Source organism: [Acidovorax] ebreus TPSY, assembly GCF_000022305.1.
Taxonomy (GTDB): domain Bacteria; phylum Pseudomonadota; class Gammaproteobacteria; order Burkholderiales; family Burkholderiaceae_C; genus Diaphorobacter; species Diaphorobacter nitroreducens.
The window spans coordinates 1,409,811-1,433,581 of record NC_011992.1 but is presented as its reverse complement, the minus strand read 5'-3'; the positions used below and the strand labels follow the sequence as shown (position 1 = coordinate 1,433,581).

Genomic DNA, 23,771 nt, shown 5'->3' with positions numbered 1-23,771 from the left:
TCAAAACAATAGCTGTTAGCGCTTGTCCATCAAGCGCCAGAGGCCAATTTCATTCACACCTTGGCGGGCGTGTTCACGGGAGTGAGGGCACCGCGCCCGTCGAAGAACGCCACCAGGTTGTCCGCCGCCAGTTGCGCCATGGCGAGCCGCGTGGGCACGGTGGCGCTGGCGATGTGCGGGGTGAGCACCACGTTGGGCACCTCCAGCAACGCGGGGTGCACCGCGGGCTCGCCTTCGAACACGTCCAGCCCCGCGGCAGCGATGCGGCGCTCCTTGAGCGCCTGGGCCAGCGCCGCGTCATCAACGATGCCGCCGCGCGCGATGTTGATCAGCGTGGCCGTGGGCTTCATGCGCGCGATCTCGGCCGCGCCGATGGCGTGGTGCGACTCGGGCGTGTAGGGCAGCACCAGCACCAGGTGGTCGGCCTGGGCCAGCAGCTCGTCCTTGCCCACGTAACGCGCCTTGCATTCGGCCTCCAGCGCGGGCGACAGGCGCGAGCGGTTGTGGTAGATCACGTTCATGCCAAAGCCATGCGCCCCACGCTTGGCAATGCCCTGCCCGATGCGGCCCATGCCCAGGATGCCCAGCGTGCTGCCATGCACCTCGCAGCCGGCGAACATGTCGTAGCTCCAGCGCGTCCACTGGCCGGCGCGCAGGTAATGCTCGCTCTCCGTGATGCGCCGCGCCGTGGCCATGAGCAGCGCAAAGCCGAAATCGGCCGTGGTCTCGGTCAGCACGTCGGGCGTGTTGGTGCCCTGCACGCCGGCGGCGGTCATCGCGGCGATGTCGAAGTTGTTGTAGCCCACCGTCATGTTGGCCGCGATGCGCAGCTGCGGGCAGGCGGCCAGCAGCTCGGCGTTCACCGGCTGGGTGCCGGTGAGCAACGCGCCGTCCTTGCCCTGCAGCCGCTCGATGAGCTCGGCCTGCGTCCACAGGTTGTCGTCCTGGTTGGCATACACCTCGAAATGCTGCGTCAGGCGCTCAATGACCTCGGGAAAGATCTTGCGCGCGACGAGGATGTGGGGCTTGGACATGGGAAGTGCTCCTTTCGGTCAGGTGTCGGCAGCCTGAACGCGGGGCCGTGCCGAGGCACCCCGCGGTTCAGGCCCGGGCTCATTGCAACCAGATGAAGGTCATCATGACGAACAGCGGCACCAGGATGCCGCACGACCACAGCATGTAGCCGAAGAAGCTGGGCATCTTCACGCCGCGGTCCTCCGCAATCGCCTTGACCATGAGGTTGGGCGCGTTGCCGATGTAGGTGTTGGCGCCCATGAACACGGCGCCCGCCGAGATGGCGGCCAGCGTGGCGGCATGCGTGGTCATCAGCGTGGCCGCATCGCCGCCGGCCGTGTTGAAGAACACCAGGTAGGTGGGCGCGTTGTCCAGGAACGAGCTGAGCAGGCCGGTGGCCCAGAAATACATCGCCGGATCGGGCGAGCCGTCGGGCCGCGTGACGGCGGAGACGATGGCGCCGAAAGGCCCGTTCACGCCGGCCTTGAGCATGGCAATGACGGGAATGATGGTCAGGAAGATGCCCGCGAACAGCTTGGCCACCTCCTGCATCGGGCCCCAGCCGAACTGGTTGTCCGCATGCACTTGCCGCGGCGTCAGCGCCAGCGATGCCACGGTCACCGCGATCAGCCCCGCATCGCGCACCAGGCCGGGCAGGCCCAGCGGCGTGCCGGCGATCACCCATTCCACGGGCGACTTCCAAATGCCGCTGAGCAGCACCAGCCCCACCACGGCCAGCAGCAGCACGAAGTTGATCTTGCCGTCAAAACCCAGCGCGGCCGGTGCCGAATCGGGGGTGGGATCGGCCGCGCCCAACTCGCCCGCCTGTCGGTAGTACCAGCTGTCCAGCGCATAGAACAGCACCAGCAGCACGCCGATGAGGAACAGCGTTTCCGGAAACACGTGCGCGGCCGTCCAGAAGAAGTCCACGCCCTTGAGGAAGCCCAGGAACAGCGGCGGATCGCCCAGCGGCGTGAGCGAGCCGCCGGCGTTGGAGACGATGAAGATGAAGAACACCACCACGTGCGCCACATGCTTGCGGTTGTCGTTGGCACGGATCAGCGGACGGATCAGCAGCATGGACGCGCCCGTGGTGCCCATGAAGCTGGCCAGCACCGCGCCCACGGCGAGAAAGCCGGCATTCAGGGCCGGGCTGCCGTGCAGGTTGCCCCGGATATAGATACCACCGGCCACGGTGAACAGCGCCGTGAGCAGGATCACGAAGGGCAGGTATTCTGCGACCAGCGCATGCGCGAAGCCCGCCGCCGCCACGCCGGGGCCAAAGACCACGGCAAACGGCACCAGAAACGCCAGCGCCCACGCGGCGGTGACCTTGCCGAAGTGGTGGTGCCAAAACAGCGGCGCCAGCAACGGCAGCAGCGCAATGCTCAACAGCACGCCGGCAAACGGGACACCCCACAGCACCGACAGCTGGCTGCCGTCGATCTCCGCCGCCCCCGCCAGCGCGGGTGCCAGGCACAGCAGCCCAAGGGCCAGGGTGCGGATGGGGTTCATGGACAGGTCTCCTCGGGTCGTTCTTGGGAAAGTTGAAATGCCGCCGGCGGCGCCAGGCGCGCGCTCACTGCGGCGAGGGAATCTCGAACACCTGGCGCAGGTAAGCCAGGTATTTTTCGTCGTTGCACATGTTCTTGCCGGGTGCGTCCGACAGCTTGGCCACGGGCTGGCCGTTGCAGCGCGTCATCTTGATCACGATCTGCAGTGGCTCGTAGCCCAGGTCGTTGGTCAGGTTGGTGCCGATGCCGAACGCCAACTGGCAGCGGCCGTTGAAGCGCTGGTACAGCTCGATGATGCGCGGCACGGTCAGCGCGTCGCTGAAGATCAGCGTCTTGGTCAGCGGGTCGACACGGTTGTCGCGGTAGTGCTGCAGCAGCCGCTCGCCCCATGCGAAGGGATCGCCGCTGTCGTGGCGCGCGCCATCGAACAGCTTGCAGAAGTACAGGTCGAAGTCGCGCAGGAAGGCGCTCATGCCGTACACGTCGGACAGCGCGATCCCCAGGTCGCCGCGGTATTCCTTGGCCCACATTTCGAAGCCGAACACCTGGCTGTCGCGCAGCCGCGGGCCGAGGGACTGGCAGGCCTGCAGGTATTCGTGCGCCATGGTGCCCAGCGGCGTCACGCCCAGCTTCATTGCGTACAACACGTTGCTCGTGCCCGCAAACTGCCCCGGCGCGCCGCGCCGGTCGTCAGAGCCCAGGCGCACGCACAGCACGCGCAGCACCTCCTCGTGCCAGGCGCGCGAAAAGCGCCGGCGCGTGCCGTAGTCGGCAATCTTGAGACTGTCCAACCCCGGCTGCTGCAGCTGGCCGATCTTGGCTTCGAGCCGGCGGCGCCCCTCGGGAAAGTCGGGCACCTTCTGCGTGTTGCGGAAGTACACCTCGTTCACGATCGCCAGCACGGGGATCTCGAACAGGATGGTGTGCAGCCAGGGCCCGGTGATGGTGATGTCGATCTCGCCCGAGGGCAGCGCGCTCACGCGGATGTACTTCTCGTTGAGGCGAAACAGCCCCAGGAAGTCGACGAAGTCGCTCTTGATGAAGCGCAGCGAGCGCAGGTAGGCCAGCTCCGCGTCCTGGAACTGCAGGCTGCACAAAGCGCGGATCTCGTCGCGGATCTCGCTGACGAAGGGCGCCAGCTCCACACCCGGGTTGCGGCACTTGAAGCGGTACTCCACCTGCGCGCCCGGAAACTGGTGCAGCACCACCTGCATCATGGTGAACTTGTACAGGTCGGTGTCGAGCAGGCTGGTGATGATCATGGATGCGCGCGGGGCAGACTGTCCCGCTACTGGACATGGCGATGGGGGTCCGCCGCGCCGCCACACACGCGTGGCCGGGCCGGCGAGCCCCTGATTCTGGCATCAACCCACCCGGGCCGCCGCGAACCGGCGCGCAGCCCCGGCAGACCTCAGGGAAAGCCGGCGCGCCACGCCCGCGATCAACGCGCCACGCACAAGGGCTGCAGTGCCTGGCGCAGCCGATCGGGCAGCGCACGCGGACGGCGGTCGTCCCGTCCCACGTACACATGCACGAAGTGGCCGCAAGCTGCACTCATGGCCTCGCCCTGGGCGAACAGGCCGACCTCGTAGCGCACGCTCGTGTCACCCAGCCGCGCCACACGGATGCCGGCGTCGATGGTTTGCGGGAACGCCAGCGACGCGAAATAGTTGCACTGCGTCTCGATGACCAGCCCGATGGTGTCGCCGTGATGGATGTCCAGCGCGCCCTGCTCGATCAGGTAGGCATTCACCGCGGTGTCGAACCAGCTGTAGTACACGACGTTGTTCACATGGCCATAGACGTCGTTGTCCATCCAGCGTGTACCAATGGAGCGAAACACCGCGTAGGCCTCGCGCGGCTGCGGCCGGGGCCGCTGGGCCGTGCCCGCAGCGCCTGCCGCACCTGAGGGAGAGAGGGACGTGTTCATGAGGCGCTGATTCTGCCAGCGGCCAGCGGCGGCTTCCCCTTGTCCCCTGTCTTCGTAATAGGCAGCGCGCAGTCCACCGCCGGTCCAGATGTAACCAACAGAACTTTGGGAGTTGCCCCTAAAAATGCTGCATTGCAACAAAAATGCTTGCGCCTATCGACAGGATCCCTAAAATTCGATTCATGCTGCACTGCAACATGACGCACAGGTCAGTCAGGGCAGATGTCTCAACCCGCCCATCCCGGGCATCCAATGGAGATATGACATGTCGCTGACCCCTGAGCAAATCCTCGCTTCCCACAAGGCCAACCTGGAGACCCTGTTCGGCCTGACGAACAAGGCCTTCGAGGGCGTGGAGAAGCTCGTCGAACTGAACGTGACCGCCTCGCGCGCTGCCCTGGCCGAAGCCGCCAGCCACACCCAGGCCGTGCTGTCCACCAAGGACGCACAAGAGCTGCTCGCACTGCAAGCCAGCCTGTTCCAGCCCCTGGCGGAAAAGGCCGTGGCTTACAGCCGCCACCTGTACGACATCGCTTCCGGCACGGGCGCCGAGTTCGGCAAGACCTTCGAAGCACAGGCCGCAGAAGTGCAGCGCAACTTCACCAACCTGGTGGACAGCGCCGCCAAGAACGCCCCCGCTGGTTCCGAGACCACCGTCGCCGTCTTCAAGAGCGCTGTGTCTGCCGCCAACAACGCCTTCGAGTCGGTGCAAAAGGCCGTGAAGCAGGCCAGCGATGTGGCCGAAGCCAACTTCAACGCCGTGGCCAGCTCTGCCGCCACCGCGGCCAAGACGGCGACCGCCGCAACCGCTGCTCCCCGCAAGCGTTGAGTGAATCGCTGCCACGCCGCTGGCAGATTTCAGGGTTTACCCCTATAATTCATCCACTGGCCCGGCGATGGGAATGAACGTCGCAGGGCCCTCCAGTTGTCTCCTTGGATCCTCTCGAAACTCTGGTTTCCTGGATCCCTTCAAGCCCAGTCCCTGACTGGGCTTTTTTTTGGGCGGATGACCGCCGCGGCCTACCGGCGCCTTCGGCAGCAGCCGAGGCTCCGGCAGCGCCCGTCAATCAGCGGCCTGGATGGCGCCCGCCTGCGTGAGGCGCTCGGCCACCAGCAGCTTGTGCATCTCGGCCTGGGTCATGATGCCCAGGTCCTCGGCCACCACGGCAATCGGCTTGCCCGTGGCAATGGCCGACTTGGCGATGGCGGCCGCCTCCTCGTAACCGATCAGCGGGTTGAGCGCGGTCACCAGCGTCACCGACGCGGCGATGCGTTCCGTCAGCAGCCCCTGGTTGGCCACGATGCCCTCCACGCAGTTCACCTGCAGGGTGTGGCAGGCCTTGGCCAGGTGGTGCAGGCTCTTGTGCAGCGCCCAGCCCATCAGCGGTTCAAAAGCGTTGAGCTGCAATTGCCCGGCTTCGGCAGCCATGGTGATGGCGGCGTCGTTGCCGATCACTTCGAAGCACACCTGGTTCATCACCTCGGGAATAACGGGGTTGACCTTGCCGGGCATGATGGACGAGCCCGCCTGGCGCGCGGGCAGCTGGATGTCGCCCACACCGGCCTGCGGGCCCGAGGACAGCAGGCGCAGGTCGTTGCTGATCTTGGAGAGCTTGGCGGCGATGCGCTTGAGCACGCCCGAGATGTCAACGAAGGCCCCCGTGTCCGACGTGGCGGCGATCAGGTTGGCCGCAGCCTTGACCGGCACGCCCGACAGCCGCGCCAGCTCAGGGATGACCACGTCCACGTAGCCGACGGGCGCGTTGATGCCGGTGCCGATGGCGGTGCCGCCCATGTTCACCTCGGTCATCAGGTAGGCGGACTCGCGCAGGCGGCGCTCATCGTCGGCAATCATGGCGGCGAAGGCGGCAAACTCCTGGCCCAGCGTCATGGGCACGGCATCTTGCAATTGGGTGCGGCCGATCTTCAGGATGCCCTTGAATTCCTCGGCCTTGGCCTCGAACGCGCCGCGCAGGGCCGACAGGGCCTTGAGCAGCGTCTCGATACCGAAATAGGTGGCGATCTTCAGCGCCGTGGGATAGGCATCGTTGGTGCTTTGCGATGCGTTGACGTGATCGTTCGGGTGGATCGTGTCATAGCGGCCTTTGGGCAATCCCAGGTGCTCCAGGGCACGGTTGGCGATCACCTCATTGGCGTTCATGTTCGTGGAGGTGCCGGCACCGCCCTGGATCACGTCCACGACGAACTGGTCGTGCAACTGTCCGGCGATCAGGTCGTCGCAGGCTTGGGCAATGGCGCGGGCTTGGGTTGCGTTGATCGCGCCCAGCTGCAGATTGGCGTGGGCGGCGGCCTTCTTGACGAAGACAAAGGCCCGGATCAACTCGGGCATGTGGGCCACGGTGTGGCCGGTGATGGGAAAGTTTTCTACGGCACGAGCGGTGTGGACGCCCCAATACGCGTCCGGGGGAATGGTCTTGATACCGATGAAGTCATGTTCTGTTCTTGACGCATGGTCGATCTGCTTTCTAGCGAAATGGAATAAACAAAAGGGGAACAAAGCCAGGCCCCAAGTGAAAACACCGCCTGAGGTGCAGGCGGTGCTTGGTGGGTGCAGCCGTGGAGCGCCCTGGAGCCGGGCGCGCACCTTGTGGGCGCAAGTGCCGTGCCAGACGTGGCAATGCCCCGGGCACCATGGCGCCCAGGGCATTGGGTGCGGATTATGGACCACTGCCTCGCACGCGCATGAGAACCTTAGCTTTGCGCATAACCATGCCCACGCGGCGGGCAGGCGCCGGCCACGAGCGCTCTACACTGCGGCCGTGCCATTTCCTTGCGACCCCACTTTTCCGCCCCTTTCCCCCTCAGGCGCACGGCGCCGCACGCTGCTGCAGGCGCTGGGCCTCGCCCTGGCGCCCGGCATGCCCGCGCTGGTCCGGGCGGGCACCGCCCAGCAATGGCCGCAGGCCCTGGCCGTGCCCGGGGGCGTGGCCCGGCTGTCGCTGGGCCCCGCGGCCGAGCGGCCGGTGGTGCACGCGGGCGACATCCCGGTGCTGGTGCTGGGCGATGCGATCGAGTGGACGGCCATCGTCGGCATCCCGCTGGCCGCGCCCGTGGGCGAGGCCGAGGTGACGGTACAGGCCGCGCCGACCGCACCGGCGCGGCGCGTGGCTTACCGCGTGGCAGCCAAGCAGTACCGCGAGCAGCGCCTGACCGTGGCACCGCGCACGGTGGACCTGGCACCCGAAGACCTGGCCCGCCACGAGCGTGAGCGCGCCCACCAGCAGCACGTCATGGCTACCTTTTCAACGCCCCTGCCAGAGGGGCTGCAGATGCGCCAGCCCGTGCCGGGACGGCGCTCCAGCAGCTTCGGTCTGCGGCGCGTGTTCAACGGCCAGGCGCGCAATCCGCACAGCGGCATGGACATTGCCGCCGCCACGGGCACCCCTGTCGCCGCGCCGCTGGCGGGCCGGGTGATCGATGTGGGCGACTATTTCTTCAACGGCGGCACCGTGTGGCTGGACCATGGCGGCGGCCTGCTCAGCATGTACTGCCACCTCAGCCGCATGGACTGCCAGGTGGGTGACGTACTGCGCACGGGCGATGCGTTCTGCAGGGTAGGGGCCACCGGCCGCGTGACCGGCCCGCACCTGCACTGGGGCGTGATGCTCAACCGCACCATGGTGGACCCGGCCCTGTTCCTGCCCGCATGAGCACGCCCCCCGCCCCACGCCCGCGCCTGGCGCTGCGCCGCCCCGCGGCCGCGCCAGCACCCGCCCCCCAGCACGCGGCGCGGCTGCTGCGCTTCAACAAGCCCTATGGCGTGCTGAGCCAGTTTACGCCCGAGGGGCGCTGGCGCGGGCTCCAGGACTTCATCGACGTGCCCGGCGTCTATGTGGCGGGGCGGCTCGATGCCGACAGCGAGGGGCTGCTGCTGCTCACCGACGACGGGGCGCTGCAGGCACGCATCAGCGATCCGCGCCACAAGATGGAGAAGACCTACTGGGTGCAGGTGGAGGGCATTCCTGACGAGGCCGCGCTGCAGGCCCTGCGCCAGGGCGTGCAGCTCGGCGACGGCCCCACCCTGCCCGCACGCGTGCGCCGGCTGGAGCCGCCGCCCGCCCTCTGGGAGCGCGATCCGCCCATCCGCGTGCGCCAGAACATTCCCGACTGCTGGATCGAACTCATCATCCGCGAAGGCCGCAACCGCCAGGTGCGCCGCATGACCGCCGCCGTGGGCCACCCCACGCTGCGGTTGGTGCGCGCGGCCATCGGCCCCTACGCCCTGGACGGGCTGGAGCCGGGCTGCTGGCAGCCCGCCAGCCCGCCCTCGCCAGTGCCGCACCACCGCAAAAAGTAGAGCTGCTGGCGCTTTCCTGTATTGGCTTTCCGCCGGATTCTTCACTTACGCTCAGCCCCCTCCACCCAGCAGCGACAATCGCGGCGGGAGGAACTGAACACCATGACCACGAACCCTGGCGACGGCCTGTCCCTCGCCCCGCTCGACCCCGCGCCCACGCAAACCGCGCCTGCTGCGGCCTCATCGCACGTCGCACGCACCTGCCCACGCTGCCACTACACGCGCCAGGCCAGCGACACCGCCCCCGCCTGGCAATGCCCGCGCTGCGCGGTGGTCTACGACAAGGCCACGCCGCGCCCCCGCGCACGCGCGGGCCACGATGAAGAGGACGATACCCAGCCCGTCCCGCTGGACCCGCGCCGCGCCCGGGCCAGCGCGGGCCTGCCCTGGGCCTGGATCGCCCTGGGCAGCGCCGTGCTGGCCGGGGCCGCGCTGCTGGGCTGGAAGTGGAACGGCGAGCGCCAGCGCAGCGCCCAACAGGTGCAACGCGCCGCCAGCGACAGCCGCGCCGCCGATGTCAGCCAGGCCCGCGCCGTGCAGGACGGGCGGGCGCGCATCGATGCACTGGAACACCAGTGGCGCATGGGCGAAGGCGCCCAGGCGCTGCCTGCCGTGCGCGCGCTGGCCGACGAGGGCGAGCCGCGGGCCATGGTGCTGCTGGGCTCCATGCTGCTGGGTGGCAGCAGCTACCGCAACGCGATCGGCCAGCCGCTGGACCCGGCCGAGGCGCAGCAATGGCTGGAGCGCGCCGCCCGCGCGGGCGATGCCACTGCCGCCGTGCGCCTGGGGGGCCTGTATGAGCGCGGTGAACATGTGCCGCGCCAGCCCTCACTGGCCGAGAACTGGTACCTGCGTGCCGCGCGCCAGGGCGACGGCGCGGGCCTGTACAGCCTGGGCATGCTCTACGCGCGGGGCGCCGATCCCGTAAGCCAACGCCCCGTCCCCGCGTGGATGCTGCTCACGCTGGCCGAACGCGCCTCGCGCGCCGCGCCGGAGCGCGACGCGCTGCTGACCGAGCAGCACTACCCGTCCAGCGCCCGTGCAGGCCCGGTCCGCCTCAAGGACAAGCTGCATCCCAGCGACATTGCCGAGGCCGAGCGCCTGGCCGACGCCTGGAAGCCCGGCCAGCCGCTGGGCTTCTAGCGCGGCACGCGCCCGCCAGCGCCACGGGCGGCCTGCACGGTGTGCAGTGCGCCGCGCGGCGCTAGCGCTTGCGCCACCAGACGACCAGCGCGAGGAACACCACACCCGTGAGTAGCGGCACGGCGGACATGAGCAGCTCGACGAACGAGCTGCGCCGCATGCCGGACCACACCTCCACGCGCACGCCGTCCAGCCGCAGGTTGCTCGCGCCTGCGAACTCCAGCGCCGGCGCCACCTTGCGGTCCTCCTTGAAGCTCACCGGCCCGGCCGTGCCCGCCAGCTGCAGCACCTGGCCCGCGCGCGTGCCCGTCCCGAACGAAGCGCCCTGCACCATCGACAGGCGCGTGCCGTTGTCCGTGTCCCAGCCGGCCATCCAGCGCGTGAGACCCTCGCCGTCGGCCTGGGCCACGCCGGCCACGTGCACCACCAGCGTGTAGGGGTTGCCGCTGGCGGGCAGGTCCAGCGCGCGCGGCGCCTTCCAGGCCACCGTTTCGGAGAAAAAGCCCGCGGGCTTGCTGCCGGCCGTCTTGTCTTGGTGGCGCGCCAGTCGCGCCAGGTCTTCGGGCGTCAATTCGAACGACTCCACCAGGCGCTTGCCCCAGGCGGTGGACGCGTCGCGCGCGCCCGCGGGCGTGGCGGGCAGCGCCAGCAGGCCAGCGGTGGCCAGGGCGAAGCACAAGCCCGCCGCAGAAAAGACGCGCAAACGCTGGCGCGGACAGGACACGGTGGCGTGCATGTGGGGGCTCCCTCGGGTGGCTGTGCGGTGCTGCGAATGGCACCGTTTGCATCGATTTTAATAGCTGCAAGCGCTTGATGGACGGGCGCTAGAGCGGTTTTTTGTCTTGAACCTGCACGGCTGGACGGCGCAGGCGCAGTGCGCCGTCCAGCACCAGCAGAGCCACGGCGGCGAAAATGGGGCCGTAGGTGGGCCACTGCGCCGCGCCGATGCTCTCGCCCAGCGCCAGCGCCACCAGTGCCAGCAGCACCGGCTCCACATAGCTCAAGAGACCAAACAACCCCAGCGGCAGCAGGCGGCTGGCGGCCATGTACAACGCCAGCGCCACGGCGCTGAGCACGCCCAGGACGGGCACCATCGCCCATAGGTGCGCATGCTCCAGCACCAGCGGAAGGGACGACGGCGCGCGCACCACGAACCACAGCGCCGCGGGCACCAGCAGCAGCATGTCCAGCCAATGGCCGCCCAGGTGGTCGGTGGCCAGGCGCCGGCGCAGCACGAAATACGCGGTGTAGCCCAGCGCGACCAGCCAGGTCTCCCACGACATGCCGCCGGCGCGCAGCACCTCGTGCAGCACACCCGCGCCCGCCAGTGCCGTGGCCAGCCACTGCAGGTGCGACAGCCGCTCGCGGTACAGCACCCGCCCGGCCAGCACCATCACCAACGGCAGCAGGAAGTAGCCCAGCGACACCGGCAGTGCCCGCCCGTGCAGCGGCGCCCATAAAAACAGCCACAGCTGCACGCCCAGCATGGCGGCGCTGGCCAGCAGCCCCAGCGCCAGCAGCGGCTGCCGCCACGCGCGCGCAGCCAGCAGGCGCACGCGCGGCCACTGCCCGCGCGCCAGCAGCAGCGCCGTGGTGAACGGCAGCGTGCACAGCACGCGCCAGCCGAAGATTTGCTCGCCATCCAGCGGCGCCAGCGCCGGTGCCAGGTAATACATGGCGCCGAACAGAACGGACGCGACGATGGACGCAACAAGACCTTGGATCACAACGGCAGCAGGTGGACAAGAAACGATGCGGGAAACCCGGCGACAACACGGCGTCGCCGCCTCGGGCAAGACAACAACAGGCACGCATCCGGATGAGAACAGCAGGCATGTACCCGAACGAGGAAAGGGCAGGCCTTTGCCCGCGTGCGACCCGCGATTGTCGGCCATTGGCGCGCGCCCCGCCGCCGCACCACTTATGCCCACCGCCTGTGGGCGGCCCTGTGGACAACCGCCGGGACAACCCCGCGCAGGCCGCGCCGGCTTTGGGCTGCAGCGCATCGCCCATTTTTTAGGCAATCGGCATGGGCAAGGCCGCGATGCCGCGCGGACCTGCAAGCGCGCATCCCACGCGGTTATAGTGCGCGCCCTTGCGGCGTCACCATGCGACAGCGGCGCGGCCGCAGCGGCCGCATGCCGACGCGCCACCGCCACCGCCACCGCCACCGCCACCGCCACCGCCACCGCGCCGCGCTTTTATCCGCTCTTCACCTCTGCCCCACCCGTGTCCGCTGCCGCCCTCCTCTGCCTTGTGATTGCCATCAGCGATGGCGACACGCTCACCGTGCGTTGCGGCACGCCGGGGGCCTGGCGCCCGCAGCGCGTGCGCGTGGTGGCGATCGACGCGCCCGAGAGCCGCCAGGCCTTCGGCCAGCGCGCGCGCCAGAACCTGGCGCGCCTGTGCTTTCGCCAGCAGGCCGCCCTGCGCACGCTGGGCCGCGACGACTACGGCCGCACGCTGGCGCATGTGCGCTGCCAGGGGCAGGACGTGGGCACGGCCCAAGTGCGCGCCGGCCTGGCCTGGGTCTATACACCGCAGGCCAAGCGCTACCCCCACCTGGTGGCGCTGCAGCGCCAGGCACGCGCCAGCCAGACCGGGCTGTGGTCGCAGCCGCGCCCGCAGGCACCCTGGGACTACCGGCGCCGGCAGCGGTAGGCAACTATCATTTCAATAGCTGTTCGCGCTTTTCCATCAAGCGCTACGGGCCATTTTGGCTAGGAACTCGCACCCGTTTCGTCGGCCTGAAACACGCCGGACAGCAACTGCGCCAGCCGCTCGCCAGGCAGGCGAAAGCCGCAGGCCTGGGCATGGCCGCCACCGCCCATGCTCACGGCCAGGGGCGAGCAGTCGTAGCCGCGCTGCGAGCGCAGGCCCACCTTGACCTGCCCGTCCTTGCCCACCACCCACATCAGCGCGAAGGTGCCGCTCTGGCGCGACAGCAACTCGCCCACCAGGCTGTGGAAGGCGCCGGGCGCATTCACCATCAGCCCGGCCTCGCCGTTGAACACCAGCGGCTGCGCACCGCCCGCCACGTCCTGCGCCAGGTGGCGGAACTTCTCGTCCATGGCCTGCCCGCGCGCGACGAAGGCCGCCGTCTCGGCGGGCGTGAAGTCGGCGATCTGCTGCCAACGGGCGAAGTCGAATGGCTCCATGTCCAGCGCCGCCACATAGCCCGCGGTGTCGGGGTACTGCCAGGCCCACAGGTCGCGGTCTTCCACGTGGCGCACCAGGGCGGGCAGTGGTGCGTCACGGTGGAAAAACTCCCACGCCAGGCGCGCGCCAGACTTGCCCATGTCGAAGTGCAGGCCCCCGCAGCGGCAGGCAAAGCCCTCCAACTGCTCGGCCGCGCTCTTGTGGTGGTCCAGCAGCACCAGCCGGGCGGCACGCGCGTCGATGGCGGCAAGCAGGTCGGGCGCAAACGCAAAGTCCAGCACATAGACGGCCCGCCCCTGCAGCGACGGCAGGTCGTCCACGGTGGCCACCTGCCCGTGGGTCAGCCCCAGGCATTCGACCTGACCGCCATAAAAGCGCCAGGCGGCCAACGCGGCGGCAAAACCGTCGGCGCAGCGGCCGTGGTACAGCACCAGCGGGTGCGGGTCGTCCCGCTGCGGCGCGGCCAGCAGCGACAGGGGCAGGAAGGTGGAGCGCGAAGACACAGTCATGGCGGGATTGTCGGTCAGCGCGCGGCACCGAACTGCCCACTTGAGAACGGGGCCTTTGTTGTACCGGCCTCGCCCCAGGGGCCACAATAACCCCGTCCGCCGCACCGTTTGCGCGGCGCAGCACCGGGAGCCAGTCACATGCCCATGGAACTTCTCCGTCAACTTGCGCAGCGGGACCAGTTTCCCGCCCCCGTCGTCGGTGAGGCAGAGGTGGACAAGCTGCGTGTCCTGCGCGCTGCGGGCATGGTGCAGGCTGAACTGCCCGGCGAAGGCGAATCCGTACGCTCCGCACGCGTCATCACCATCACCGGGCTGGGCCGGGCCACCCTGCGCGCCCAGGCGGCCCGCGAATTCATCGCCCGGCGCGACCGACTCCCCGGCACGCCCCTCTCCACCGCCAAGGCGTAGCGCGCCCGCGTCGCCTGCGGGAGCTCCTGGCCGCTGCAGCCCCCGCCACTGTTATCATGGCTGTACAAACATCCAGTTAACACCCTATCACCACGCAACGGCCACATCACCATGGGACTTGACCAGATCGCCATCGCCCTGCTGGGTGCCACCGCCGCCTGGCTGTCGCAGGCGCGCAGAACGGCGCTGCGCCGCTGGGCCTGCATCTTCGGGCTGCTGGGGCAGCCGTTCTGGTTCTACGCCTCGTGGAAGGCCGAGCAGTGGGGCATCTTTGCCGTGTCCATCATCTACATGGGCGCGTGGCTGCGCGGCCTGTGGGTGTACTGGCTCACCTCGCAGCAGGACCCGCCCCATTCGGGCCTGAGCACCATCCAGCTCACCCCGGGGCGCAACCCCTGACGCCCGCGCACCCTCCGCTGCGCCTGCTGTGGCAGGACGCGCACATGGTGGCCGTTTTCAAGCCGGCAGGCTGGCTGGTGCACCGCACAGGACTGGACGCGGGCGAAACGCGCTTCGTGATGCAGGCGCTGCGCGACCAGATCGGCCAGCACGTCTACCCCGTGCACCGGCTGGACAAGGGCACCTGCGGCGTGCTCGTCATGGCCCTGCACCCCGCCGCCGCGCGGGCCCTGGCCGACGCCTTCGCCCGGCATGCCGTGCGCAAGCAATACTTGGCGCTGGTACGCGGCTGGGCACCGGCGCAGGCCGAAGTGGACCACCCGCTGCGCCCCGACGACGCGCCGCCCGATGCCCCCACCCAGCCTGCCCACACGCGCCTCACACGCCTGGCGCGGCTGGAGCTGCCCGAGTCCAGCGACCCCCGCTTTGCCACGACGCGCGCATCGCTGGTGCGGGCCGAGCCGACCACGGGGCGCCGCCACCAAATCCGCCGCCACCTCAAGCATCTGGCCCACCCCATCCTGGGTGACGCCACCCACGGCAAGGGGCCGCTCAACCGTTGGTGGGCACAGCGCCTCGGCCTGCACCGCCTGTGGCTGCATGCGTGGCAGCTCAGCCTGCCCCACCCCGCAGACGGCCGCCTGGTCACGCTGCACAGTGGATTGCAGTGGCCCGCTGCCAGAACATCCACCACCGCCAGCGCACCCCCGCAGCCAAACGCGGACGCAGCGCCGGATTGGCAGCAACACATCTGGACCCTGCCCTGGCAGCAGGACATCGAAGACGCGCTACCAAAAGAGTAGCTTTTCGCGCTTACCTAGCAAGCGCTACCGGCCAATTTTTATCTAACGCCCTGCAGCTTTTCGGAGCATCCCGCCACCCGGCCGTGTCCTACCCACAGGAGCGGCGGCCGCCGCTGCCCACCCCGGTCTGCGCGCTTCACACTGGCGGCCATGCACCGTGCAGCGCCCCACGCTTTCCTCCCCGCTTTGCCCCTTTCTCGCCTGGTCTTCAGGCCTGGCACGCCATGACCGGCTGGTGGGCTGACGCCCTGGCCGTGGCCGCCCACGAGTTCTCGGACATTGGCGACCCCCAGCAAACCACGCGGGTGGTCTTGCGCATGGGTGTGGCCGCGCTGCTGGGCGGCCTGCTGGGGTGGGAGCGCGAGCAGGCCGGCAAGGCCGCGGGCATGCGCACCCACATGCTGGTGGCCATGGGCGCCGCGTTGTTCGTGCTCGTCGCGCAGCAGGCGGGCATTGCCCCGGCGGACAACAGCCGTGTGCTGCAAGGGGTGATCGCCGGCATCGGCTTCCTGGGTGCGGGCACCATCCTGAAGGGCGACGCGGAAAGTCAGGTCAAGGGCCTGACCACCGCAGCCGGCATCTGGCTCACGGCCGCCATCGGCGTGGCCGCGGGCCTGGGGCGTGAGAGCACGGCCATCCTGGGCACGCTGCTGGCAGTGGTGGTGCTGTGGGTGATTCCGCTGGTACAGCGCGCCGCCCCGACGGACCCGGGCCAGCCCGCGGCTCGACGCAAACGCCTGCGGCGCAAAACGCGCGCTGGTCTGACAACCGACACTCCGCAGGATGGCCTGTAATGCGGTAGGGGGCACCCGTCCCCCTTTTGACCGCAACGACCCAGGAGCACGCACATGCCCCAGCAAGCCACCATCCAAGGCCACGTCACCTACCGGGAAGGAGACGGCATGCCCATTGCCATTCCGGAAGGACCGGTGGAACTCACCTTCGCCACCGACAGCGTCACGCTGAGCTGGCGCGACGACAACAACACCGCAGGCCTCACCGCCCTGCCGCGCGACCAGTACGAGCTGTATGTCGCCGACGGCAAGATCGTGCTGTAGTCCCTCCCGCGTGCGGGCCCCGGTCGGCAAGGCCCCGCGCTGCCCGCCACAGCGGCAGAACCCAGGCCCATCCATGGCCGACGCCCCGCTACCCATGGCCCGTGGGGGCCCACGGGCCGCACATTGATGGCGCAGCGGTGTCGGCGCTACCATGCGCCACACAACCGTGCGCCTTTGCCATGCCCAGCCCCTCTTCATTCGTGCCTCCGCCTGCCAGCGCGGTCAAGCCGGCTCTGTCCGAAGAGCCCGGGCTGCCGGTGGACGACGGATTGTGCGCAGGCGATGCAATGGACGCGGCGCAACTGCGGCGGCTGCTCCAGGCCGCCCTGCCCGACAAGAGCCAGCACAAGGCAGCCGGCTGGTTCGGGCAGACGGACTTTCTGCTCACGCGCAGCCACGTGGATGAAGACCAGGACGCCTACCACGACGCCCTGTTCATCACTCTCTGGAAGCGCTGGGACTTCTGGCTCGCCCTGCCCCCTGCCGAGAATGCACCTACCCACGCGCTGGCGCAGGCCTGGGCGCGGTTACGCTCTGGCGTCCCGCCTCCGCCCCCCGGCGCGGACGGCCTGGTGCGCCAATACCGCGCCTACGACAGCGCTGGCCAGCCCGGCGCATGGCAACCGCTCCCCGCACAGGCCGGGGTGGGCGACGCGGCAGCCGGCGCGCTGGCCGCCTGCGGAGAGGGCTGGCGCAAGGTGCTGGCCTACTGGCGCCTGGCCGAGGGCCAGCGCCGCGCGGGCCGGCCGCTGCGCGAGCGGCTGCATGCCACGCTCACCCCCGCACGCATCGAGGCGCTGACGCTGCTGCCCGTATTCACCACCCGCTACAACACATGGAGCGACCCCGAGCGCAACGGCTGGTGGGAGGGCGACGTGTGGATCGGCGCGCGCCAGCCCGGCCAGCAGGGGGGCCATTCATGGGGCCGGGCGCTCAAGTTCAGCTGGCGCAACGGCAGGGAGCGCGCTGGCGACCCCGAGGACGACGCACATGCCTGCTACCAGATCGACTTGACACCCGGCGATGCCCTGCCGGAGGGCACGGCCCACCCGAACGGCCTGCGCATCAGCTACAGCCAGCGCCAGAGCGATCCGCGCACGCCGCTGCCCAACCACGCCGTGCAGCACATGCAGCACCTGCTGGAGCTGTTCACCACGCTGGAGCAGCGCCTGCACGCCGCCCATGCACAAGAGCAACAGGCGCTGCACACCAGCGGCTTGTCCGGCGATGCCCCGCCCCTGCCCCGCCTGCCGCCCTTCGCGCCGCACGAGGCCGACGCCGAGGTGTTCGGGCCCGTCCTCATGGCACTGTCGCACGACTGGCAGGCCCACGGCCGGGCCCACGCCGCCCGCGTGCGGGAGCACTGGCTGCGGCAGGCCGACGCCGCTGAGGCCGCGGCGGCCCTGGAGCACGGCACGGAACCCGCGGCGGCGGCCGCTGCCGTGGCGGCCGCTGCGGTAGGCGATGCTGTACCCGCCCATGGTGTGGCGCCCGGTGCCGCGGCAGCCGGCACGCCCCCGGTGACCGTACCGCCGCCCGCCCCTGTGCATTTCATGCCTGCGCAGCCCACAGACCCGCGTGGCCCCCAGGCTGGCGCCGTGCTGCAACTGTCACGCGCTGTGCACGCGCTGGCCGACGGCGACCTGTCCGCACGCTTTCACCGGCGCTTTGCCTTCGCGCCCCATGTCTATGCCCACCACGCCGCACGGACCGGCCACGCCGTGGACACCCTGCAGTGGCTGGAAGATGGCCGTCTGCTGGCCCGCACGGAGCCCGTGCATCCCACGCAAGCACCCGCGTGGTGGCGGATCAGTGTCGATGCGTGGGCGCTGAGCCCCACGGCCGCACCGCCAAACCTGCCTGCATCGTGCCCCGCCGCCACCGTCCATGGCCTGCGTGTGGAGGGCGACGCACAGGGCGATCTGCACGGCCTGGCCGAGGACGGCACGGCCCTCTGGCGCCACCACATCGGCGGCGCCATCCTGGCGATCGCCGCAGCGCCCGACGGCCACACCCTGGCCGTGGGCAGCGCCAGCGGCTACCTGGTGCTGCTGCGCAAGGGCAGCGGCACCGACCCGGCCCTGCTCAGCACGTCGCGCTATGCGGAGCTGCGGCGCTTCATCTTCTGGGCGGATGCATCCAGCCCGCTGGCCTGGTAGGGGCAGCGCGTGCATTGCTTCAATATCCATAGCTGCTCGCGCTTGACAGGCGGGCGCTAGAGGCATTTTTCATTCAAACACCACCATGGCCATTTACCACGCCGAAATCACCTGGACGCGCGACGCCACGCCGCAGGACTTCCTCAAGAACCGCTACAGCCGCCGCCACCTGCTGCGCTTTGACGGTGGCGCGCAGTTGGCCGGCTCCTCGTCGCCCCACGTCGTGCCGCTGCCCTGGTCCGACGCGGTCGCCGTGGACCCGGAGGAAGCCTTCGTCGCCGCGCTGTCGAGCTGCCACATGCTGTGGTTCCTCTCCATCGCCGCGCGGCAGGGTTTTTGCGTGGACGACTACCGCGACGCAGCCGAGGGCGTGATGGCCCGCAACGCCCAGGGCCGCATGGCCATGACCGTGGTCACGCTGCGCCCGGCGGTGCGCTTTGGCGGCGACCCGCAGCCCACGCACGAACAGTTGCACGCCCTGCACCATGAAGCGCATGAACAATGCTTCATCGCCAACTCGGTCACCACCGAGGTGCGCTGCGATCCGGTGCTGGCCTAGGGCCTGTGAACTGCGCAGATCCTGCGAGCGAACCTGGCCCTGATCAGTCCTCGTCCCGCGGGGCGTTGCGCGCGCGGCGCTCGTTGCGGCGCAGCTGCTCGGCCTTGCGCGCGGCGCGTTCCTTTTCCTGCACCTCGGCGGCGGCCAGCCAGGCCTCGAACTCGGCCGGCGTCTCCAGCGTCACACGGCCCAGCGCTGCGCTGCGCAGGTCGGTGAGCACGATCTCGGCGGCCTTTTGCAGGTTGAGGCGCCCGCCGCTCATCACCGCGCCGCGCTTCCTGGCAATCAGCTCCAGCAGCTCATCATCGTGCTTGGCGGCGATGGCCGCCGCGTCCAGCCCCAGCTTGTAGCGCGCGTCCAGCAGCGGTGCGTAGTGCTGCTTGAGGTAGGCCAACAGTTCCAGCGCCACTTCTTCCTCGTCGTACGCATTGCGGCCCACGGCGCCGCTGGCGGCGAGCTTGTAGCCGCTTTCGGGCACGGTGATGCGCGGCCACAGCATGCCAGGCGTGTCCCACAGGTAAAAGTCATCGTCCAGCACGATGCGTTGCTCCTGCTTGGTCACGCCGGCCTCGTCGCCCGTCTTGGCTTCGCGCTTGGCGGACAGGGTGTTGATCAGCGTGGACTTGCCCACATTGGGAATGCCGCAGATCAGTACCCGCATGGGCTTGGAGAGGCCGCGCCGGTTGGGCGCAAGCTGCCGGCACGCGTCGATGAGCCGACGCGCGGGCGCGGCGTCGGACGCATCCAGCGCAATCGCGCTCGTGCCGGGCCGCGCGTTGTACCAGGCCAGCCACGCGGGCGTGCGCGTCGGGTCGGCCACGTCCTGCTTGTTGAGCACCTTCAGCGCAGGCTTATGGCCCGTCAGCTCGGCCAGCAGCGGATTGCTGCTGGAGCCCGGCAAGCGCGCGTCCAGCAGCTCGATCACCACGTCGATGTCCTTGATGCGCTCGCCGATCGCTTTGCGCGTCAGGTGCATGTGACCGGGAAACCACTGGATGGCCATGGACTGTGTACTTTCACGAATGGGGGCTGCGAAGCCGCCAAGGATAATCGCCGCCATGCCCTCTTTCTCCCAGCGCAAACAAGATTCCGAGCTGCTGCTCAAGGGCGCGGTGTGCGCGCTCATTGGCGTGATCATCCTGCTGGCCCCCTACATTGCCCGCTCGCCCGACGTGCGCGAGATGATGGCCCAGGGCCACGTCGTGGGGTGGTTCGCGCTGGTGCTGGGCTGCGCCTTCCTGGCGCGCTACGGCCTGATCCGTTGGCGCGGGCGCCGGTAAGGCCCCGTCACCTTCATGCTGCAAGCCACCCGCCAGCGCTTCGCCGCTCTGCAGGCGCAGGCCGCCCACGCCGGCGTAGCGCTACGCCCACCGCCGCCTGAGCCCACCACCTGCTGCGGGCGCGGGTGCAACGGATGCGTGTGGGAGGGCTTTTATGCGGCCGCGCAGTGGTGGTGCGAAGATGCGCAGGGCGCGCTGGCGCAGCCTGGCGGGAGCCCCTCCTGACGCTGCACCGGGGCTGAACGTGTACCGCGGCCCGCGAGGCTCTTGCATGCCAGGAAGAGCCGCCTCTGCAGGTCAAGGCTCCAGCAGAGCCCCCAGCGCCTTTGCGCCCACGGGCGGGGTCGCCGCCCAGGGAATCAGATAGAACCGGCCTTGCGCCAATGCTTGAACCCGCTCCATCTGCCGCCTCTCGCTGTTCAACCGGGCCTGAAGAAGGGGATCGCGGGTGTTGCTGGCCAACAGCGACTTGTTGACCACCCAGGCGAAGGTGCCGATCCGGGCCCGCTGCAGGTCCTCCTTCAGCGCGGCGGCCTGCGACACCGGAGTGGCCTCGGGCAACGTCACCAGAATGATCTTGGTGTAGTCAGGGTCCTGCAGCCGCATCAGGGGCGTGGTGATGCGCCCCGACGCCTTGCCTTCAAACTCCCGCACCATCTGGCGGTGGTAGGCGCCCGTGGCATCCATGAGCAGCAGCGAGTGGCCCGTGGGCGCGGTGTCGAGCACCACGAACGCACTGCGGGCCTGAGACACCACATGCGAGAACGCGTGGAAGACCGCCACTTCCTCCGTGCATGGAGAACGCAGATCTTCCATCAACAGGTCCTTCTCCGCCGGGGTCATGCCGGCCGACTTGGCGGCAACGACCTTGTCCACGTATTTCTGGGTCTCTGCTTTGGGGTCAATGCGCCCGACGGTCAGGCCCGGGATCTCGCCGTCGAGCGTCACCGCCAGGTGGGCGGCGGGGTCCGTGGTGCTCAGGTGCACGGACTTGCCGAGCTTGACCAGTCCCAGGGCGATCGCTGCGGCAATGGTGGTCTTGCCCACGCCACCCTTGCCCATCACCATGATCAATCCACGCTCGCCCCGCGCCAGCTCCGCCACCAGCGCGGACAGTTTCTGGTGCGCGAAGTCGGGTGCTTCCAGGGCGGCCACAGGCACCTCGGTCGGTGATGGCGACAGCAGCGCCCGCAGCGCCTGCAGCCCCACGGAATCGACGGGCCGCATGGGAATCACGTCGGCCGCCAGACGTTTCAGCGCCTGCGGCATCTCCCGCATGGCCTCCTGTCCCAGAGCCTCGATGGCCAGGGCGACGGCATCGCGAGGGTCTTGCGCCTTGAAAACCGCGTTGATCACCAGGCGCTGGTGGGAAAGGCCCAACTCACGCAGTTCGTCTGAAGACCTGGCGGCTTCGTTGAGCGCTCCCGCCTCAGGCCGCGCCACCAGAACAATGGTGGTGAGCGAAGCGTCGTTCAGGGATGCCAGCGCCCGGTTGAAAAGCTGCTCCTGCATCTTCAACCCCGAATGCGGCCCCAGACAGGATGCTCCGCGGTCATTGCCCTTGAGGAACCCGCTCCATGCCTTGGGCAGGCTGAGAAGCCTCAAGGTATGGCCCGTGGGGGCGGTATCGAACACGACATGGTCGAAACCCCGCCCTCCCTCCGACAGAAGTTGAGAGAACTCATCGAAGGTGGCGATCTCGGTGGTACAGGCACCCGAGAGTTGCTCGCGCACGAGGTCCACCTCCTCAGCCGTAGCCTGCGTGCCCATTTGTTCAATGACACGGGCACGGTAGTTCTGCGACGCGGCTTCCGGATCGATGTTCAGGACCATCAGGCCCGGAACCCCTGGCACAGGAACCGGATGGTTGCGCAGCGCAATGCCGAGCATTTCATCGAGGTTCGACGCCGCGTCGGTACTGACCAATAGAACCTTCTTACCCGCGTCTGCCAAGGCGATGGAAACCGCTGTGGATACCGAGGTCTTGCCGACACCACCCTTGCCGGTGAAGAACAGGTACCGGGTGGGCGCGTCCAGAAGGGTGAAGTGAGATGGCATAAGCGTTCGTGGTCAATGCACCGAATGGGCGGGGATAAGGGGTTGCCTCAGGCATGCGCAATGTTGCACCGAAGAAATTTACAACACTTCCAATATCGTTGTATAGTCGTTTTATGCAAGAAATCGATGTCATCCGCTCCCTCGCTGCGTTGGCCCAAGAAGTACGCCTGCGGGTGTTTCGCGCACTGGTCGTGGCGGGCGCAGAGGGACTCACACCGGGCTCGTTGTGCGAGCAACTGGCGGTAGCACCCAACACCCTGTCCTTTCACCTCAAGGAGCTCGTGCACTCCGGCCTCGTCAGCCAGGAGCGTCAGGGGCGCAACCTGATCTACCGGGCCTCCTTCGACACGATGGACGATCTGCTCGGCTACCTCACGGAGAACTGCTGCCAGGGCGCGTCCTGCCTGGCGGAGACAGCAAAGAGCTGCGACTGTTGACCCACTTTTGAAGGAGAACCCCATGAAGCGATTCCATGTCCACCTGCATGTGGAAGACCTGGCCCAGAGCATCCGTTTCTACTCCCAACTCTTCGCGGCCGAGCCCGCTCGCGTGGAGGCCGATTACGCGAAGTGGATGCTCGACGATCCGCGAGTCAACTTCGCGATCTCCACGCGGGGCACCACCCCAGGTCTGGATCACCTGGGCTTTCAGGTGGACGACGCGGCCGAACTGTCAGAACTGAAGGCCAGGGCCGCATCGGCCGACATGGCCCTGCTCGACGAAGGCGCCACCACCTGCTGCTATGCGCGCAGCGAGAAGCACTGGGTTACCGACCCGCAGGGCATCGCGTGGGAGCACTTTCACACGCTCGGCGACATTCCCGTGTTCAACGAGTCCAGCCCAACGGCTGCCGCCGGCGCGTGCTGCGCGCCAAAGGCGCCTGCGGCCACGGCATCCAAGGCGCCCTGCTGCGGGCCCGCCACTTCCTCATCCACCTGCTGCTGATCCGCTGAAGGTTCTTCATGACAACGCCCTTGAACGTTCTTTTTCTCTGCACGCACAACTCCGCGCGCAGCATCCTGGCCGAGGCCTTGCTCAACGCCATGGCAGGCGGGCGCTTCAAGGCCTGGTCTGCCGGCAGCAGCCCGCGCGACAACCAGCAGCCGCATCCCCTGGGGCTGCAGGTCCTGCAAAAGGCAGGCGTCTCCACCGAGGGCTTGCGCAGCAAGAGCTGGGATGAGTTTGCCGCCCCAGGCGCGCCCACGATGGACCTGATCATCACCGTGTGCGACAACGCCGCGGGAGAGGTCTGCCCGATCTGGCCGGGGCACCCCGCAACGGCGCACTGGGGCTTCGCCGATCCTTCCGAAGGCGACGCGCCTGACTCAGAAAAGCTGGAAGCCTTCCGCCAGACGCTGCACCTGATCAAGCGCCGCCTGGACCTGCTGATCAACCTGCCCGCCGACAAGCTGGAGAAAGCGGTATTGCAGACCAGCGCCCGCGAACTCGCAGGGAAATGA

Annotated in this window: 27 protein-coding genes; 17 read left to right on the top strand and 10 right to left on the bottom strand. The window is 68.7% G+C overall.

Annotated elements, in window-relative coordinates; all coding sequences use genetic code 11:
- Positions 1-53: 53 nt before the first annotated feature.
- From DTPSY_RS06875 to DTPSY_RS06860, 4 genes are all read right to left on the bottom strand, one after another.
- Positions 54-1,034 carry a 2-hydroxyacid dehydrogenase gene (locus DTPSY_RS06875; protein ID WP_011805690.1) on the bottom strand — a complete coding sequence of 327 codons (981 nt, stop codon included), beginning with the start codon at positions 1,032-1,034 and terminating at the stop codon, positions 54-56.
- A gap of 79 nt (positions 1,035-1,113) precedes the next feature.
- Complete coding sequence (locus DTPSY_RS06870) at positions 1,114-2,529, bottom strand: sodium:proton antiporter (RefSeq protein WP_015912987.1); 1,416 nt, start codon at positions 2,527-2,529, stop codon at positions 1,114-1,116.
- 64 nt (positions 2,530-2,593) lie between these two features.
- Positions 2,594-3,790, bottom strand: a complete 1,197-nt coding sequence (pncB, locus tag DTPSY_RS06865; protein ID WP_011805692.1) for a nicotinate phosphoribosyltransferase — start codon at positions 3,788-3,790, stop codon at positions 2,594-2,596.
- A gap of 179 nt (positions 3,791-3,969) precedes the next feature.
- Positions 3,970-4,458 carry an acyl-CoA thioesterase gene (locus DTPSY_RS06860; RefSeq protein WP_015912986.1) on the bottom strand — a complete coding sequence of 163 codons (489 nt, stop codon included), beginning with the start codon at positions 4,456-4,458 and terminating at the stop codon, positions 3,970-3,972.
- 265 nt (positions 4,459-4,723) lie between these two features.
- Between DTPSY_RS06860 and DTPSY_RS06855 the strand changes: the two genes are divergently transcribed.
- A complete protein-coding gene (locus DTPSY_RS06855; protein WP_015912985.1) occupies positions 4,724-5,287 on the top strand; it encodes a phasin family protein in 564 nt (187 codons plus the stop codon).
- A 234-nt stretch (positions 5,288-5,521) separates the two neighbouring features.
- Here the strand turns inward: DTPSY_RS06855 and DTPSY_RS06850 are convergent, their stop codons facing one another.
- Positions 5,522-6,937: an aspartate ammonia-lyase gene (locus tag DTPSY_RS06850; protein WP_041838987.1), complete on the bottom strand. Its 1,416-nt coding sequence runs from the start codon at positions 6,935-6,937 to the stop codon at positions 5,522-5,524.
- Between the two features lie 301 nt (positions 6,938-7,238).
- On the opposite strand from DTPSY_RS06850, the gene DTPSY_RS06845 reads away from it, so the two are divergent.
- From DTPSY_RS06845 to DTPSY_RS06835, 3 genes are all read left to right on the top strand, one after another.
- Complete coding sequence (locus DTPSY_RS06845) at positions 7,239-8,129, top strand: peptidoglycan DD-metalloendopeptidase family protein (protein WP_491066606.1); 891 nt, start codon at positions 7,239-7,241, stop codon at positions 8,127-8,129.
- On the top strand, positions 8,126-8,776 hold the full coding sequence (locus DTPSY_RS06840) for a pseudouridine synthase (RefSeq protein ID WP_015912982.1): 651 nt from the start codon (positions 8,126-8,128) through the stop codon (positions 8,774-8,776). Before DTPSY_RS06845 ends, DTPSY_RS06840 begins: the two co-directional genes overlap by 4 nt.
- 102 nt (positions 8,777-8,878) lie before the next feature.
- Positions 8,879-9,919, top strand: a complete 1,041-nt coding sequence (locus DTPSY_RS06835; protein ID WP_015912981.1) for a tetratricopeptide repeat protein — start codon at positions 8,879-8,881, stop codon at positions 9,917-9,919.
- Positions 9,920-9,980: 61 nt separating this feature from the next.
- Here DTPSY_RS06835 and DTPSY_RS06830 read toward each other — a convergent pair whose 3' ends face one another.
- Both DTPSY_RS06830 and rarD read right to left on the bottom strand, forming a co-directional pair.
- A complete protein-coding gene (locus DTPSY_RS06830) occupies positions 9,981-10,655 on the bottom strand; it encodes a hypothetical protein (RefSeq protein WP_015912980.1) in 675 nt (224 codons plus the stop codon).
- 88 nt (positions 10,656-10,743) lie between these two features.
- The gene (rarD, locus tag DTPSY_RS06825; protein WP_015912979.1) at positions 10,744-11,646 is read right to left on the bottom strand and encodes an EamA family transporter RarD; all 903 of its coding nucleotides are present in this window, start codon (positions 11,644-11,646) and stop codon (positions 10,744-10,746) included.
- 502 nt (positions 11,647-12,148) lie between these two features.
- Here rarD and DTPSY_RS18655 point away from each other — a divergent pair.
- Positions 12,149-12,580 (top strand): thermonuclease family protein, encoded by a 432-nt coding sequence (locus tag DTPSY_RS18655; RefSeq protein ID WP_041838985.1) that lies wholly within the window; start codon positions 12,149-12,151, stop codon positions 12,578-12,580.
- Positions 12,581-12,639: 59 nt separating this feature from the next.
- Here the strand turns inward: DTPSY_RS18655 and DTPSY_RS06815 are convergent, their stop codons facing one another.
- Complete coding sequence (locus DTPSY_RS06815; protein WP_015912977.1) at positions 12,640-13,587, bottom strand: DHH family phosphoesterase; 948 nt, start codon at positions 13,585-13,587, stop codon at positions 12,640-12,642.
- Positions 13,588-13,731: 144 nt separating this feature from the next.
- Here DTPSY_RS06815 and DTPSY_RS06810 point away from each other — a divergent pair, with 144 nt between their 5' ends.
- The 7 genes from DTPSY_RS06810 to DTPSY_RS06780 all read left to right on the top strand — a co-directional run bounded on the left by DTPSY_RS06810 (position 13,732) and on the right by DTPSY_RS06780 (position 18,973).
- Positions 13,732-13,995: a hypothetical protein gene (locus tag DTPSY_RS06810; protein ID WP_231403416.1), complete on the top strand. Its 264-nt coding sequence runs from the start codon at positions 13,732-13,734 to the stop codon at positions 13,993-13,995.
- A gap of 111 nt (positions 13,996-14,106) precedes the next feature.
- Entirely contained in the window at positions 14,107-14,394 is a 288-nt protein-coding gene (locus tag DTPSY_RS06805) for a hypothetical protein (protein ID WP_011805703.1), read from the top strand.
- A 44-nt stretch (positions 14,395-14,438) separates the two neighbouring features.
- A complete protein-coding gene (locus DTPSY_RS06800) occupies positions 14,439-15,197 on the top strand; it encodes a pseudouridine synthase (protein WP_238526581.1) in 759 nt (252 codons plus the stop codon).
- 224 nt (positions 15,198-15,421) lie between these two features.
- The gene (locus DTPSY_RS06795; protein WP_015912975.1) at positions 15,422-15,991 is read left to right on the top strand and encodes an MgtC/SapB family protein; all 570 of its coding nucleotides are present in this window, start codon (positions 15,422-15,424) and stop codon (positions 15,989-15,991) included.
- A 54-nt stretch (positions 15,992-16,045) separates the two neighbouring features.
- A complete protein-coding gene (locus tag DTPSY_RS06790) occupies positions 16,046-16,255 on the top strand; it encodes a hypothetical protein (RefSeq protein ID WP_011805706.1) in 210 nt (69 codons plus the stop codon).
- Positions 16,256-16,434: 179 nt separating this feature from the next.
- Positions 16,435-18,414, top strand: a complete 1,980-nt coding sequence (locus tag DTPSY_RS06785; RefSeq protein WP_015912974.1) for a hypothetical protein — start codon at positions 16,435-16,437, stop codon at positions 18,412-18,414.
- 85 nt (positions 18,415-18,499) lie between these two features.
- Positions 18,500-18,973, top strand: a complete 474-nt coding sequence (locus DTPSY_RS06780; RefSeq protein WP_015912973.1) for an OsmC family protein — start codon at positions 18,500-18,502, stop codon at positions 18,971-18,973.
- Between the two features lie 43 nt (positions 18,974-19,016).
- Here the strand turns inward: DTPSY_RS06780 and ylqF are convergent, their stop codons facing one another.
- Positions 19,017-19,976, bottom strand: a complete 960-nt coding sequence (gene ylqF / locus DTPSY_RS06775) for a ribosome biogenesis GTPase YlqF (protein WP_015912972.1) — start codon at positions 19,974-19,976, stop codon at positions 19,017-19,019.
- 55 nt (positions 19,977-20,031) lie between these two features.
- Here ylqF and DTPSY_RS06770 point away from each other — a divergent pair, with 55 nt between their 5' ends.
- Positions 20,032-20,253 carry a hypothetical protein gene (locus tag DTPSY_RS06770; protein ID WP_011805710.1) on the top strand — a complete coding sequence of 74 codons (222 nt, stop codon included), beginning with the start codon at positions 20,032-20,034 and terminating at the stop codon, positions 20,251-20,253.
- 15 nt (positions 20,254-20,268) lie between these two features.
- On the top strand, positions 20,269-20,478 hold the full coding sequence (locus DTPSY_RS06765; protein ID WP_015912971.1) for an oxidoreductase-like domain-containing protein: 210 nt from the start codon (positions 20,269-20,271) through the stop codon (positions 20,476-20,478).
- A gap of 72 nt (positions 20,479-20,550) precedes the next feature.
- Here DTPSY_RS06765 and arsA read toward each other — a convergent pair whose 3' ends face one another.
- Positions 20,551-22,311, bottom strand: a complete 1,761-nt coding sequence (gene arsA / locus DTPSY_RS06760) for an arsenical pump-driving ATPase (protein ID WP_015912970.1) — start codon at positions 22,309-22,311, stop codon at positions 20,551-20,553.
- Positions 22,312-22,424: 113 nt separating this feature from the next.
- On the opposite strand from arsA, the gene DTPSY_RS06755 reads away from it, so the two are divergent.
- The 3 genes from DTPSY_RS06755 to DTPSY_RS06745 are packed head-to-tail and all read left to right on the top strand — an operon-like array spanning position 22,425 to position 23,771.
- Entirely contained in the window at positions 22,425-22,748 is a 324-nt protein-coding gene (locus DTPSY_RS06755; protein ID WP_015912969.1) for an ArsR/SmtB family transcription factor, read from the top strand.
- A gap of 22 nt (positions 22,749-22,770) precedes the next feature.
- Positions 22,771-23,256 (top strand): ArsI/CadI family heavy metal resistance metalloenzyme, encoded by a 486-nt coding sequence (locus tag DTPSY_RS06750; protein WP_015912968.1) that lies wholly within the window; start codon positions 22,771-22,773, stop codon positions 23,254-23,256.
- A gap of 17 nt (positions 23,257-23,273) precedes the next feature.
- Positions 23,274-23,771 carry an arsenate reductase ArsC gene (locus tag DTPSY_RS06745; RefSeq protein ID WP_015912967.1) on the top strand — a complete coding sequence of 166 codons (498 nt, stop codon included), beginning with the start codon at positions 23,274-23,276 and terminating at the stop codon, positions 23,769-23,771.